Origin of the sequence: Shinella sp. NM-101, assembly GCF_021401195.1 — a bacterium.
In the GTDB taxonomy this organism is placed as follows: domain Bacteria; phylum Pseudomonadota; class Alphaproteobacteria; order Rhizobiales; family Rhizobiaceae; genus Shinella.
Window position 1 is genome coordinate 42,938 of the sequence record NZ_JACBFT010000017.1, and the last position, 13,054, is coordinate 55,991.

The 13,054-nt window shown below is 66.1% G+C and carries 14 protein-coding genes; 9 read left to right on the top strand and 5 right to left on the bottom strand.

The genetic code is table 11. The annotated features are described in order from the left end of the window. Positions 1-195 precede the first annotated feature (195 nt). Positions 196-726 carry an invasion associated locus B family protein gene (locus L0976_RS23485; protein WP_203318097.1) on the top strand — a complete coding sequence of 177 codons (531 nt, stop codon included), beginning with the start codon at positions 196-198 and terminating at the stop codon, positions 724-726. On the opposite strand, the gene L0976_RS28665 is transcribed toward L0976_RS23485, so the two are convergent. Then, the gene (locus L0976_RS28665; RefSeq protein WP_255696156.1) at positions 689-1,024 is read right to left on the bottom strand and encodes a type II toxin-antitoxin system PemK/MazF family toxin; all 336 of its coding nucleotides are present in this window, start codon (positions 1,022-1,024) and stop codon (positions 689-691) included. The genes L0976_RS23485 and L0976_RS28665 overlap by 38 nt on opposite strands. On the opposite strand from L0976_RS28665, the gene tldD reads away from it, so the two are divergent. After that, positions 1,023-2,438 (top strand): metalloprotease TldD, encoded by a 1,416-nt coding sequence (gene tldD / locus L0976_RS23495; protein WP_234189418.1) that lies wholly within the window; start codon positions 1,023-1,025, stop codon positions 2,436-2,438. The genes L0976_RS28665 and tldD overlap by 2 nt on opposite strands. Positions 2,439-2,441: 3 nt before the next feature. On the opposite strand, the gene L0976_RS23500 is transcribed toward tldD, so the two are convergent. Further along, positions 2,442-3,329, bottom strand: coding sequence for a LysR substrate-binding domain-containing protein (locus tag L0976_RS23500; RefSeq protein WP_203318093.1), 888 nt, complete (start codon positions 3,327-3,329; stop codon positions 2,442-2,444). A gap of 88 nt (positions 3,330-3,417) precedes the next feature. Between L0976_RS23500 and L0976_RS23505 the strand changes: the two genes are divergently transcribed. After that, positions 3,418-3,561, top strand: coding sequence for a hypothetical protein (locus L0976_RS23505; protein WP_203318092.1), 144 nt, complete (start codon positions 3,418-3,420; stop codon positions 3,559-3,561). A 36-nt stretch (positions 3,562-3,597) separates the two neighbouring features. Further along, positions 3,598-4,653 (top strand): polysaccharide deacetylase family protein, encoded by a 1,056-nt coding sequence (locus tag L0976_RS23510; RefSeq protein WP_203318091.1) that lies wholly within the window; start codon positions 3,598-3,600, stop codon positions 4,651-4,653. Positions 4,654-4,657: 4 nt separating this feature from the next. On the opposite strand, the gene L0976_RS23515 is transcribed toward L0976_RS23510, so the two are convergent. Further along, complete coding sequence (locus L0976_RS23515; protein WP_234189419.1) at positions 4,658-5,044, bottom strand: nuclear transport factor 2 family protein; 387 nt, start codon at positions 5,042-5,044, stop codon at positions 4,658-4,660. Beyond that, positions 5,041-5,661, bottom strand: coding sequence for a pyridoxamine 5'-phosphate oxidase (pdxH, locus tag L0976_RS23520; RefSeq protein WP_203318089.1), 621 nt, complete (start codon positions 5,659-5,661; stop codon positions 5,041-5,043). Before pdxH ends, L0976_RS23515 begins: the two co-directional genes overlap by 4 nt. Before the next feature lie 30 nt (positions 5,662-5,691). On the opposite strand from pdxH, the gene L0976_RS23525 reads away from it, so the two are divergent. The 4 genes from L0976_RS23525 (at position 5,692) to L0976_RS23540 (ending at position 8,857) form a co-directional block, all read left to right on the top strand. Beyond that, positions 5,692-6,162 carry an RT0821/Lpp0805 family surface protein gene (locus tag L0976_RS23525; protein ID WP_203318088.1) on the top strand — a complete coding sequence of 157 codons (471 nt, stop codon included), beginning with the start codon at positions 5,692-5,694 and terminating at the stop codon, positions 6,160-6,162. A 102-nt stretch (positions 6,163-6,264) separates the two neighbouring features. Beyond that, positions 6,265-7,305 (top strand): DnaJ C-terminal domain-containing protein, encoded by a 1,041-nt coding sequence (locus L0976_RS23530; RefSeq protein WP_234189420.1) that lies wholly within the window; start codon positions 6,265-6,267, stop codon positions 7,303-7,305. Positions 7,306-7,437: 132 nt separating this feature from the next. After that, on the top strand, positions 7,438-8,256 hold the full coding sequence (gene fabI / locus L0976_RS23535) for an enoyl-ACP reductase FabI (RefSeq protein WP_203318086.1): 819 nt from the start codon (positions 7,438-7,440) through the stop codon (positions 8,254-8,256). A 19-nt stretch (positions 8,257-8,275) separates the two neighbouring features. Next, complete coding sequence (locus tag L0976_RS23540; protein ID WP_234189421.1) at positions 8,276-8,857, top strand: histidine phosphatase family protein; 582 nt, start codon at positions 8,276-8,278, stop codon at positions 8,855-8,857. 27 nt (positions 8,858-8,884) lie between these two features. Here the strand turns inward: L0976_RS23540 and L0976_RS23545 are convergent, their stop codons facing one another. Continuing rightward, positions 8,885-9,145: a DUF1344 domain-containing protein gene (locus L0976_RS23545; RefSeq protein ID WP_203318084.1), complete on the bottom strand. Its 261-nt coding sequence runs from the start codon at positions 9,143-9,145 to the stop codon at positions 8,885-8,887. 274 nt (positions 9,146-9,419) lie between these two features. On the opposite strand from L0976_RS23545, the gene L0976_RS23550 reads away from it, so the two are divergent. Then, positions 9,420-12,974: an EAL domain-containing protein gene (locus tag L0976_RS23550; protein WP_234189422.1), complete on the top strand. Its 3,555-nt coding sequence runs from the start codon at positions 9,420-9,422 to the stop codon at positions 12,972-12,974. Positions 12,975-13,054: the final 80 nt, after the last annotated feature.

Sequence of the window (13,054 nt, forward strand, 5' to 3'; positions counted from 1 at the left end):
GCAATGCCCCTGCCCGTGCGCGGCCGCACGCGGGGCATGCGCATGGCCTGCACTTTATATAACGGACATGGCCGCATCGGTCCGTCCGCCGTCCAATTTCCGCCTTCAAACAATTGGAAATGAGCGCTCGGGGCTTTTCATTTCGCCGCCGCCTATTCAAAGATACCGCGACTGATTCGAGATTCCGAGGTTTCCATGGGTTTTGCTTCCCTTTCCCGGCTGTCCCGGACGGCATTTGGACTTGCCGTTCTGGGGCTCGGCGCCGCAGCGCTCCCGTCCGTCGCGGCGGCCCAGCAGCCCGGCACGGTGAAATCGAACCATGGCGCCTGGTCGATCGTCTGCGACCAGCCGGCCGGGGCCTCCAGCGAGCAATGCGCGCTGATGCAGAACGTGCTTGCCGAGGACCGGCCCGAGCTCGGCCTCTCCGTCGTCGTGCTCAAGACCGCCGACCGCAAGGCGAAGATCCTGCGCGTGCTGGCGCCGCTCGGCGTCCTTTTGCCGAACGGCCTCGGCCTCAATGTCGACGGCAAGGACATCGGCCGCGCCTATTTCGTGCGCTGCTTCTCCGACGGCTGCTACGCCGAAGTCGTGCTGGAGGACGAGCTCCTGAAGACCTTCCGCTCCGGCGCGACGGCCACCTTCATCGTCTTCCAGTCGCCGGAAGAGGGCATCGGCATCCCCGTCGACCTCAAGGGCTTCGGCGAAGGCTACGACGCGCTGCCGTAACCGTTAAGGCAAATCCGAGGAAAAGGGCAAGGCTGCGCGTGACCGACGCCATCGTTTCGGTGTCGAGCGTACCGGTGACCTTGCCGATCTTGTCGCGCCGGATCGTCATGGCCTTGTCGACCATGACCTGGGACGGCTTGCCGAGGCCGTTGCCCGCACTCGGTTCGACGGGAATGCGCAGCCGCGGCGAAGTACAAACTTGCCGTCTTCTCCCGCCGTCTCTACATGAGGGATACCTGACCGGACGTGCCGCTCCATAGACGCGGAGACGTTCCAACCCTTCTGCGGAGCCGCCCATGAACACCGACCTTCTTTCCCTCTTCGATGCCGACGAGGCGTCCGTTCAGGCGGTGCTGCGGGAGACGCTGAAGGGGGCGGACGATGGCGAACTGTTCCTCGAACATGCGCAGGCCGAGTCGCTGTCCTTCGACAACGGGCGCCTGAAGGGCGGGAGCTTCAACACGGACCAGGGTTTCGGCCTGCGGGCCGTCGCGGGCGAGGCGGTCGGCTACGCCCATTCGGGCGAGATGACGCTTTCGGCCCTGAAGCGGGCGGCGGATGCGGCCGGCGCGGTGACGCGCGGCTATTCCGGCGACTATGCCGAGGCACCCGTCGGCACCAATCGCCGGCTCTATACGCAGGACAATCCGATCGGTTCGCCGACCTTCGAGCAGAAGGTGGCGCTGCTCACCGAGATCGATGCCTATCTGCGCGGCAAGGACCCGAAAGTGCGGCAGGTGACGGCGTCGATCGCCGCGAGCTGGCAGGTCGTCAACATCCTGCGCGCCGACGGCCACCGCGTTACGGACGTCCGCCCGATGACCCGCGTCAACATTTCCGTCGTCGTCGGCGAGGGCGACCGCCAGGAGACCGGCAGCTACGGCATTGGCGGGCGCACGACTTTCGATGCCTTCCTCACCGGCGAAAGCTGGCGCACGGGCGCCGACGAGGCGCTACGCCAGGCGCTCGTCAATCTCGAAGCCGTCGAGGCGCCGGCGGGCACGATGGACGTGGTTCTCTCCAACGGCTGGCCGGGCGTGATGCTGCACGAGGCCGTCGGGCACGGGCTCGAGGGCGACTTCAACCGCAAGAAGACCTCGGCCTTTGCCGGGCTGATGGGCGAGCAGGTGGCGGCCAGGGGCGTCACCGTCGTCGATGACGGCACCATCGACAACCGCCGCGGCTCGATCACCGTCGACGACGAGGGCACGCCGTCTGCCTATAACGTGCTGATCGAGGACGGAAAGCTGGTCGGCTACATGCAGGACCGGCAGAATGCCCGCCTCATGGGCATGAAGGCGACCGGCAACGGCCGCCGCCAGGGCTATTCCCACCGCCCGATGCCGCGCATGACGAACACCTACATGCTCTCCGGCGACAGGACGCCGGAGGAAATCATCGCCTCGGTGAAGAACGGCCTCTACGCCGTCTCCTTCGGCGGCGGGCAGGTGGACATCACCTCGGGCAAGTTCGTCTTCGGCTGCACCGAGGCCTATCTCATCGAGAACGGCAAGGTCACGGCGCCGGTCAAGGGCGCCATGCTGATCGGCAACGGGCCGGACGCCATGCGCCGCGTCTCGATGATCGGCAACGACACGAAGCTCGATACCGGCATCGGCAATTGCGGCAAGGCCGGCCAGTGGGTGCCGGTCGGCGTCGGCCAGCCGCATCTGCGCATGGACCAGATCACCGTCGGCGGCACGAAGGCCTGATTTTCAGGCTTCGATCCGCCGCAGCAGCCAGTCGCGGAAGGCGCGGGCCTCCGGCGAGAGGCGCTTGAAGCTGCGTGCCACCAGCCAGTAGGCGCCGTGGCGGATCGACAGGTCGAAGGGCTGGACCAGGCGGCCGGCGGCGATGTCCTCGGCGGCGAGGAAGCTGTCGACCAGCGCGACGCCATGGCCGCGCAGCGCGGCCTGCAGCACCAGATTGCCCTCGGCAAAGATCTGTGCACGGCCGAGCGGGGCATCCGGCAGGCCGGCGGCGGCGAACCAGCGCTCCCAGACGCTGCGGTTCTCCTCGTGCAGCAGGGTATGGAAGAGCAGGTCGGCCGGCGCGTTCACGGGCGGACCGTTGGCAAGAAGGCCGGGGGCGATCACCGGCACGAGGTCCACGTCGATCAGGTGGTCGACCTCGGTGCGCGGCCAGGCTTTCGCATCCATGCCGTGCCGCACGGCGATCTCGGCCTCGTGCGTGCGGAACTCGATCAGCCGCATGTCCGAATCGACCGCGACGTCGATCTGCGGATGCGCGCTGCGGAAACCGTCGAGATGCGGCACCAGCCAGCAGGCGGCGAAGGACGGTTCCGCGCTGATTTCCAGGAGCCCGCCGCCGCGCCGGCCGCGGATTTCCGAAAGACTGCCGTCGATGGCGTCGAAGGCGCGCGACAGCACGGCGAGAAGCGCCCGGCCGGCCGGCGTCAGGCGCACGCTGCGGTGGCGCCGCTCGAAGAGCGGCTTGCCGAGATCGGCCTCCAGCTCCCTGACCTGGCGGCTGACGGCGGCCTGCGAGACCGCGAGTTCATCGGCGGCCAGCGTGAAGCTGCCGAGCCGGCCCGCCGCCTCGAAACTCCTCAGCGCCGTCAGCGGCAACCGTCCACGCTTCATGACATAACCTCAAGTCATTCGAAGTCGACGATAAACTCGTTTGAGGACCGGAGGCAAGCGGGCCGACAATCCATGCCACGCGACACGCATGGAGGACCGAAACATGCTCGCCGATCTCACGACCATCTTCATGGAGGTCATCCGTATCCTCACCTTCCAGTCCGGCCGGCCGACGCCGCCGCGTCACAGGAAAGCCGTTGTTAACCACTCGGATACCGACGAGGTGCGATAAACACCGCCAGACACGATGAGGGAGGACGAAGCCGACATGCCGATCCGCAGCGTCATGCGACAGGGACTGAAGCGCGCCGTGATCACCGGCGGGCTGGAGTTCGCGCATCTGGCGGAACGCGTCGGGCTGATGGCCTCGGCGCGCGGCGTGGGCGCGATCTTCACGCTGCATCATGTGCGGCCCAAGGTGCCGCAGGCCTTCGATCCCAATGCGCATCTGGAGATCACGCCGGAATTCCTGGAGGCCGCCATCGAGCACCTGCAGGAGGAAGGCTACCAGTTCGTCGCGCTCGCCGACCTTGCCGCGCGCCTTGCCATCGCCCGGCCCGGCGAACGCTTCGCCACCTTCACGCTCGACGACGGCTATCGCAACAATGCGGTGCATGCCCAGCCGGTCTTCACCCGGCACAAGGTGCCGTTCACCGTCTTCGTCGCGCCGGGCCTTTCCGGCAAGACGCACGGCATCTGGTGGGAAACGCTGACGGAGCTGCTGCGCGCCGTCCCGCATCTCGAATTCGACTTCGGCTCCGGCCCGGTCACCATGCCGCTCGCCACGCCCTTCCAGAAGCAGGCGGCGTACGCCCGCTTCGCGCGATTCATCCAGGTGGAGGCCGACGAGGCCGCAGCCGTCGAGCGGCTCGACGCGGCGGCGAGCGCACACGGCATCGACCCGCTGATGATCACCGAACGGCTTGTCATGCGCGAGCCGGAACTGAAAAGCCTCGTGCTCAACCCCCTCGCCTCGATCGGCGCCCACACGGTGAGCCACCGGGCGCTGTCGCGCCTCGACGAGGAGGACGCGCGCTTCGAGATGGACCAGTCGGCCGAGCGCATCGCCGCCATTACCGGCCAGCGCCCGGAAACCTTCGCCTACCCCTATGGCGACCGCGCCGCCGCATCGCCGCGCGAATACCGCCTTGCCCGGGACCTCGGCTTCCGCGCCGCCGTGACGACCGAGCCCGGCACGCTATCCCCGCGCTCCTTCGACACGCCGACCGCCCTTCCCCGCATCTCGCTGAACGGGCTCTACCAGAAGCCGAAATATGTCGGAGCCTTGGCGTCCGGCATTCCTTTCAAGCTGATGCGGCGCTGATCCCTCAACGGGGAAACTGGCTGAGATGCTCGTGCACGATGCGCCAGATGCCGGCGTCCTGCCGCAACAGCGTCGTACCGCGACCACCGCCTGACACGAGTTTACCGTCCTTGCTCGCCTGCCAGCAGAAGTGATAGGTGCAGCCGGCGGCCCCCTCGCCTTTGGCAAGCCAGCGCCTGTCTTCCAGCCAGTAACGTTCGAGCGGAAACTTCGCCCAAGTCTCTTCGAAGGCCTGGCGGATTTCGCCAAGACCGGAATGGGAGCCATCATTGAACCAGAAGACGGCGTCTTGCGCGATCAGCGGCACGAGAAGATCGAAATCGTGCCGGTTGATCAGCGCCTCGTAGTGGCCGAGAACTTCCTCTGCACTCGCGCCGCCTTGATCGCTCACGGATACATCCGCACCTTCGTCCAGCCCTTGCCATCCTCCGCGCGGCGGAATTCGACGCGGTCGTGCAGGCGGAAGGGGCGGTCGTGCCAGAATTCGATGGAGACGGGCTTCAGACGGAAGCCGGACCAGTGGGCCGGGCGGGGAATGTCGCCGATGGCGTAGCGCGCGGTATATTCGGCGACCGCCTTTTCCAGCGCGAAGCGGCTTTCCAGCGGGCGCGACTGCTTGGAGGCCCAGGCACCGATGCGGCTGCCCCGCGGGCGCGAGGCGTAGTATTCGTCGGCCTCGGCATCCGTTACGATCTCGATGTCGCCGCGAATGCGCACCTGGCGGCGCAGCGATTTCCAATGGAAGCACATGGCCGCCTTGCGGGCGCCGAGAATCTCCACGCCCTTGCGGCTCTCGAAATTCGTGTAGAAGACGAAGCCCCGCTCGTCGAAGCCCTTGAGCAGGACCATGCGGACGTTCGGCAGGCCCGTCTCGTCGACGGTGGCAAGCGCCAGCGCGTTGGCGTCGTTCGGCTCCGTCCTGCCCGCCTCCGCCAGCCACGCGCCGAACAGGGCATAGGGTTCGTTTTCCTCGGTGAAGTCACCGCTTGTTAACGCATTCTCGCTCATATTTGAATCAATGCCGATCTATCTAGCTGTATGAGGCAGTCTGGAGTGAAAGACATAGCAAAGACGCGACCGGAGACAAAGCCAAACTGGACGCGCAGCCTCGCGCTCGTCGCCGTCATGATGTCCGGCGTCGTGCTTTCGGGCTGCATGAGCGGTCTTGACCTGTTCTCCTCCGACAGCAACGTCGACAAGACGGTGCGCACCAGCACCGTGTCCAACGGCAATGCCGACCGGCTGACCGACGAGATCACCGTGCGCAACGCCGTGTCCTCGGCCGATCTCACGCGCACCGCCGGCGGCCCCATTCCGTGGGCGAATTCCGCCTCGGGCAGCGCGGGCGTCATCAGCCGCATCGCCGAGAACCAGGATTCCGTCGGTCGGCCGTGCCGCGATTTCGTGACGACAAAGCATTCCTACCAGGGCATCGCCAGCTTCACCGGACGCACCTGCATGGGCAATACCGGGGAATGGATGCTGCTCGCCTTCGACCGCCAGGGCTGATCACGCCCGCGGCGCGTTTGCACTTTCTCAACCCTGATCCGTAACAGGCGATTAGGACGTTCATCGCTATCTTTGACCGTAAAACGGTAACGGGTGGAAACTATGCGTGATCCCTATTCGGTCCTCGGCGTGAAGCGAAATGCGGGCCAGGAGGAAATCAAGGCCGCCTGGCGCTCGCTGGCCAAGGCCGTGCATCCCGACCAGAATCACGACGACCCGCTCGCAACCGTGCGCTTCACCGAGGCCGGCCGCGCCTACGATCTCCTGCGCGACCCGGAAAAGCGCAGCCGCTACGACCGCCAGCAGCGCGAGGCCGAGTTTCGCCGCATGGAGCAGATGCGCCAGAGGGAGGCGGAGCGGAAGGCCAGGACCGAGGCGCCGCGCGCATCCGGCGAGGATGCCGAGGACATGATCGCCCGCATCTTCGGCGTCGATTCCCGCGGCCAGCAGGCCCGCCCGCAGGCGCAGCAGCACGCGCAGGCCCAGCAGCAGGCCGGTGCGGCACCGGCGCAGGAGGCCCGCAGGGAGGCCGAGGACCAGCCGGGCGAGGACGCCGTGCCGGCACGCAACGCCGCGCCGGGCGCCGCCCTCATCTCCGCCATCATCCGCCGCATCCGCAGCGGTCGCGCCCGGATCGAGAAGGCCCCCGACCTCGTCTCCGACATCACCGTCACTGTCGAGGATATCCTCAACAGGGTGCGCCCGACCATCGAGACGCCGGAGGGTCAGACCATCCGCGTGCCGATCGGCGCGGGCACGACCGACGGCCAGGTGATCCGCCTGAGGGACGCCGGCCACCGCATCGAGAACCTGCGGCGGGGCGACGCCGTGATCACCGTGCGCATCGCGCCCGGCCGCTTCCGCCCCGATGGCTTCGACCTCAAGGTGGACCTGCCGATATCGATCGAGAATGCCGTGCTCGGCTGCGAGACGACCATCGAAGGACCGCTCGGCCCGATCACGGTGACGGTTCCGGCCTGGTCGGGCTCGGACCAGGCAATCCGCATCGAGGGCGAGGGACTGACGCGGGAAAACGGCGAGCGCGGCGATCTCGTCGCCGAAATCCGCCTGCTCCTGTGGGAAAAGCCCGACGCCAAGATGATCGATCTCATGCGCTCGCTGCGCGAAGGCCTCTACCTCTAATCGATTTATAATTCTTCTGTGAACCGTGCACCCAATGTTACGGATGCTAACAGTTCCTGAACCCCTGCGCGCTTGAACCGCATTGCCGCCTATGCCATAGGCAACTTCGACTTTGATATCAGGGGGCAATCCATGGTTCAGGCATCTGGTCTGATGAAGGGCAAGCGCGGCGTCATCATGGGCGTCGCCAACAACCGGTCCATCGCCTGGGGCATTGCCAAGGCTATCCACGCGCAGGGCGGCGAAATCGCCTTTACCTATCAGGGCGATGCCCTGAAGAAGCGCGTCGAGCCGCTCGCCGCCGAAATCGGCGCCGTGCTGGCCGGTGACTGCGACGTTTCCGACGAGGCGTCGATCGACGCCGTCTTCGCAAACGTCGAGAAGATGTGGGGCAAGATCGACTTCCTCGTGCACGCCATCGGCTTTTCCGACAAAGACGAGCTGACGGGCCGCTATGTCGATACGACGCCCGGCAACTTCGCCAAGACGATGCAGATCTCGGTCTATTCCTTCACATCGGTCGCCCGCCGTGCGGAAAAGCTGATGACGGACGGCGGCTCGATGCTGACGCTGACCTATTACGGCGCGGAAAAGGTCATGCCGAACTACAACGTCATGGGCGTCGCCAAGGCGGCGCTGGAGGCGAGCGTGAAATATCTCGCGGTCGACCTCGGCCCGAAGAACATCCGCGTCAACGCCGTCTCGGCCGGCCCGATCAAGACGCTCGCGGCCTCCGGCATCGGCGATTTCCGCTATATCCTCAAGTGGAACGAGTACAATGCGCCGCTGCGCCGTACCGTCACCATCGAGGAGGTGGGCGATGTCGGCCTCTACCTGCTCTCGGACCTGTCGCGCTCCGTGACGGGCGAGACGCACCATGCCGATAGCGGCTACCACGTCATCGGCATGAAGGCCGTCGACGCGCCGGACATTTCCGTCGTCAAGGACTGACGCACTTCAGGGACCCGCCTTGCTCATCTACATGATCCGACACGGCCAGACCGCGTGGAATGCAGAAGGCAGGCTGCAAGGGCAGAAGGACATCCCGCTGAACGATACCGGCCGCCGCCAGGCGGCCGGCAACGGCCAGGCCCTCAAGGGCATTCTTGGCGACACCGTTTCCGGTTTCGATTTCGTGGCGAGCCCGCTCGGGCGCACGCGCGAGACGATGGAGATCATGCGCCGCGCCATGGGCCTTCCTCCCCTCGCCTACCGCACCGACCCGCGCCTCGTCGAAGTCTCCTTCGGCGACTGGGAAGGCCATACGCTGGCGGAACTGACGGCGAGCGTGCCGGAGAGGGTCGAGGAGCGCGCCCGCGCGAAATGGAACTTCATCCCGCCCGGGGACGCGGCCGAGAGCTACGAAATCCTCTGCTGGCGGGTCGGCTCGTTCCTTGGCGAAGTGACGCGGCCGACGGTCTGCGTCAGCCATGGCGGCGTTTTCCGCGCGGCCTTCCGCCTCAACGGCATGGACGAGGAAGAGGCGGCCAACACGCCGATCCACCAGGACCGCATCCTCAGGCTCGACGGGACGGGAATGCACTGGCTCTGAAACCGCCGGCCGGGGACGGGACAGGCTCTACTGCACGACCTCTAGATCGTTGATGACGCGCTTGCCGTCGACCTCGGTGTAGAACACCAGCACCTTCACGCCCGGCTCCAGGCCGTCGAAGTTGAACTCCTCCGGCGCCTGGTACTTCTTGCCGTCGTCGAGCGACAGGCTGAGATTGGCCGTGTCCACCTTGGTGATGACGGCCTCGACGTCGGCGCTTTCCGCGGATGCGGCGAGCGGCGAAAGGAAAGCGGCCGTAGCCATCAGTGCAGCGATGAGCAACCGCATCTTGCGAACCCCTGGGAATGAATCAGTGTTTCTACCGGTCACGTCAGATGCCCCCCAAATATGGCGAAATTTGCCCGTTGCACGCCGCGATGAAATGGATGGCCGGAAAGGCAGCATGAATCAAGGCGCGCGTCGCCGTCATCCCCCGAATTGTCTGACAAATGCTATTTCCAGGCGTGTGTAAATCCGGGGAAATGCAAGTATTTCAGTTGGTTATAAATGCAATTTTAAGGAAAACCCACGTACGGTCCCCACAGAACCGAGGACTCTCGTCTTGCTTTTTCCCGCCATTCTCCGCCGGCATCTGGCGCCCATCGCAGAGTGGGCGAGGCCTTCGCTCATTCCGGCGGCGATCGCCGGTTGCGTCATCCTGACGGCGGGCATCTTCTACGAGCGGCAGAACGAGAGCATCTATCGCAACGAACTGCAGAACCGTGTCGCCGGCGATCTCGCGCTGGTCGGCGCCCGGCTGCAAAGCGAGGTGAACGGCGACGTTGTGGCGCTGCGCAGCCTTGCCAACCTGTTCGCCGCGGCGCCGGACCAGGCCGCCGCGCAGTTCGATTCCTTTTCCCGCAAGCTGATGCTGCAGAACACGCATTTCCGCCGCATCGGCGTGGCGCCCGGCGGGAAGGTGGCCCGGGTTTTCCCGCTCGACGGCAACCAGCGCTATCAGGGCACCGACCTCAACCGGTTCCCCTCCTTCCGCACCGCTGCAAGGGCCGACCGCTCGCAGGGACGCCCGCTCATGCTGGGGCCCATCGTCTTCGCCCGGGGCGGGCGCGGCTTCAGTCTCTTCATGCCGGTCTACATCGATGTCGATGCACAGCGCTATTTCTGGGGCTATGTCGAGGGGCTGATCGATGAGCGAAAGCTGTTCGTCGATGCCGGCCTCATCGAGGAGACGCTTTCGGCGCGGCGAGGCGGGCAGCAGCACTCCGACGAAATCGAGCTCGCCATCCGCGATATCAGCGCGCCCGACAACGTCGTCGACCCGTTCTTCGGAAGCGCCGAGGTCTTTCAGAACGAGCCGGTCCTGCGGGTGCTCGACTTTCCCGGCGGACGCTGGGAACTCGCCGCCATTCCGGCAGGAGGCTGGCACCATCCACCGGAAAACCTGGCGCAGATCCGGCTGATCGTCGCCGCCGCCGCCCTCGTTATCATCGTTCCGATCTTCCTGACCGGCGGGCTCGTCGGCGAGCGCCAGCGCAACATCGCCCGCCTCAGGGCGCGCGAACGGCAGGTGCAGTCGCTCTCCCAGCGCCTCGACATCGCGCTCGATGCCTCGCGGATCGGCATCTGGGAGATCGAGCTCGCGACAGGGGGCCGCAACTGGGATACCCAGATGCACCGCCTTCACGGCTTTCCGGAAGACAGGACGCCGAACGACAAGGAATGGCGCTCCGTGCTGCATCCGGACGACATGGCCACCGCGAAGGCGGAGATGGACCTGATCCGCGCCGGCGGCAACGACTACAAGTCGCAATACCGCATCCTGATGCCCGACGGGAGCTGGCACCATATCCGCAATGTCGGCTCGCGCCTGATCGGCCCGAACGGCGAGGAGAAGCTGACGGGCATCAGTTGGGACGTCACGGAGGACGTGCTTCTCAACCAGGCGCTCCAGGCCGCCAAGGAGCACGCGGAGGTGCAGAACGCCGAGCTCGCCAAGCTCACGCGGCGGCTGGACCTTGCGCTCGATTCCTACCAGTGCGGCCTGTGGGAGGCCGATCTAGAGGACGGCCTGACGCTGTGGGACGCCCGCATGCACCAGCTCTACGGCGTCGCCAACACGGGCGAGCGCATCACCCACGATACCTGGATCGGCGCGATCCATCCCGAGGACCGGGAAGAGGCCGAGCGCAAGGCGAACACCGCCATCGAGGAAGACGTGCCGTACCTGCGCACCTCGCGCGTGGTGCACCCGGACGGAACGATCCGCCACATCCAGTCCGTCGGCAAGATGCATGTCGAGCAGGATGGCCGGCGCAAGCTGGTGGGCCTTGCCTTCGACGTCACCGAGGACGTGCTGATGACGGCCCGCCTCAAGGAGGCGAAGGAGCGCTCCGACCGGCAGAACGCCGAGCTGGAGGAAACGACCCGGCGCCTCGACCTGGCGCTCGATTCCTACCAGTGCGGCCTGTGGGAGGCCGACCTCGACCTCGACCGCACCTTCTGGGACGGGCGCATGCACCAGCTCTACGGGCTGACCTTCACCGACGGCATCGTCTCACGCGAGGCCTGGCTCGGCGCCTTGCATCCCGACGACCGGGCGGCGATCATCGACAATGTCGAGCGCTGCATCGCGCAGGAACTGCCCTATGTGCAGGAGGCGCGCGTCGTGCTGGCGGACGGGGAAACCCGCCATGTGCGCTCCGTCGGCAAGATCCACTACGGCCATGGCGGCACCCGCAGGCTGATCGGCCTCGCCTTCGACGTGACCGAGGACGTGCGCCTGCGGAACCACCTCAAGGCCGCCAAGGCGCAGGCGGACGCCAAGAATGTCGAACTGGAGCAGGCGCGGGTCCGCATCGAGCACAACGCGCTGCACGATCCGCTGACCGGCCTCGGCAACCGCCGCAAGCTGGACGACGAGCTGATCGGCATCGCCGCCCGGGGCGAGGCGGCGGACGTGCGCGTCGGCATCCTGCATATCGACCTCGACCGCTTCAAGCAGATCAACGATACGCTCGGCCATGCGGCGGGCGACGCGCTCCTGGTGCATGCCTCGCAGGTGCTGCGCTCGGCGGTTCGCGACGGCGACCTCGTCGCCCGCATCGGCGGCGACGAATTCGTCGTCGTGGTGCGCGACACGGCGGACGAGGCCCATCTCGGCGGGCTGGCGCGCCGCATCATTACGCTGATGCAGCAGCCGGTGGAATATGAGGGCCATCTCTGCCGCTTCGGCGTCAGCATCGGAATCGCGCTTGCCGAGGGCCGGGCGATCGACACCGCCAAGCTGCTGATCAATGCCGACATCGCGCTCTACCGCGCCAAGGCGCTCGGGCGCAACCGGCATGAATTCTTCACCGAGGCGCTGCAGGCCGAGATCATCTCGAACAAGCGCATCGCCGACGACATCCTCGCCGGCATCGAGAACAACGAGTTCGTGCCCTTCTACCAGCCGCAGATCGACGCCGGCACGCTGAAGCTGGCGGGTGCCGAGGCGCTCATCCGCTGGAACCATCCTCGTGACGGGCTGCTGACGCCGGACCGCTTCCTCAAGATCGCCGAAGACCTCAACGTCATGGCGACGCTCGACCGCATCGTGCTGGAGAAGGCGCTCATCGACTGCGCCCGCTGGGCGGCGCAGGGCCTGATCATGCCGAAGATCTCGGTCAATGTCTCGGCCCGGCGGCTGCGTGACGAAAGCCTGATCGACAGCCTCACCGGCCTTTCCATCCAGCCGGGCCAGATCGCCTTCGAGCTGGTGGAATCGATCTTCCTCGACGAGAGCGACGACGTGGTGCTGACCAACCTCGCACGTATCAAGGCGCTCGGCATCGACATCGAGATCGACGATTTCGGCACCGGCCATACCTCCATCGTCAGCCTGCTGAAGCTCAAGCCCAAGCGGCTGAAGATCGACCGCCAGCTCGTCGCGCCCATCCTCTCCTCGCACAACGAGCAGGCGCTGGTGCGCTCGATCATCGAGATCGGCCGTTCGCTCGGCATCGAGATCGTGGCGGAGGGCGTGGAGACGATGGAGCATGCGGAGATGCTCGGGCTCCTCGGCTGCGACCTCCTGCAGGGCTATGCCTTCGCAAGGCCGCTCTCGCGGGACGCGTTCCTGGCGTTCGGGCGGGAGATGCGCTGGAAGCTGGCGTCGTAACGCCGCGGCACCGAAACCCTTGTCCCCTCCCTCCCTTTTCCACTAAGAGAGGGCGCATATCTTTCAGGTCCGGTCCCGCT

Excerpts from the sequence above, each read along its gene's own strand:
- L0976_RS23485 (WP_203318097.1), top strand. The coding sequence starts at position 196 with ATGGGTTTTGCTTCCCTTTCCCGGCTGTCCCGGACGGCATTTGGACTT.
- tldD (WP_234189418.1), top strand. The coding sequence starts at position 1,023 with ATGAACACCGACCTTCTTTCCCTCTTCGATGCCGACGAGGCGTCCGTT.
- L0976_RS28665 (WP_255696156.1), bottom strand. The coding sequence starts at position 1,024 with ATGGGCGGCTCCGCAGAAGGGTTGGAACGTCTCCGCGTCTATGGAGCG.
- L0976_RS23500 (WP_203318093.1), bottom strand. The coding sequence starts at position 3,329 with ATGAAGCGTGGACGGTTGCCGCTGACGGCGCTGAGGAGTTTCGAGGCG.
- L0976_RS23505 (WP_203318092.1), top strand. The coding sequence starts at position 3,418 with ATGGAGGACCGAAACATGCTCGCCGATCTCACGACCATCTTCATGGAG.
- L0976_RS23510 (WP_203318091.1), top strand. The coding sequence starts at position 3,598 with ATGCCGATCCGCAGCGTCATGCGACAGGGACTGAAGCGCGCCGTGATC.
- pdxH (WP_203318089.1), bottom strand. The coding sequence starts at position 5,661 with ATGAGCGAGAATGCGTTAACAAGCGGTGACTTCACCGAGGAAAACGAA.
- L0976_RS23525 (WP_203318088.1), top strand. The coding sequence starts at position 5,692 with ATGAGGCAGTCTGGAGTGAAAGACATAGCAAAGACGCGACCGGAGACA.
- L0976_RS23530 (WP_234189420.1), top strand. The coding sequence starts at position 6,265 with ATGCGTGATCCCTATTCGGTCCTCGGCGTGAAGCGAAATGCGGGCCAG.
- fabI (WP_203318086.1), top strand. The coding sequence starts at position 7,438 with ATGGTTCAGGCATCTGGTCTGATGAAGGGCAAGCGCGGCGTCATCATG.
- L0976_RS23545 (WP_203318084.1), bottom strand. The coding sequence starts at position 9,145 with ATGCGGTTGCTCATCGCTGCACTGATGGCTACGGCCGCTTTCCTTTCG.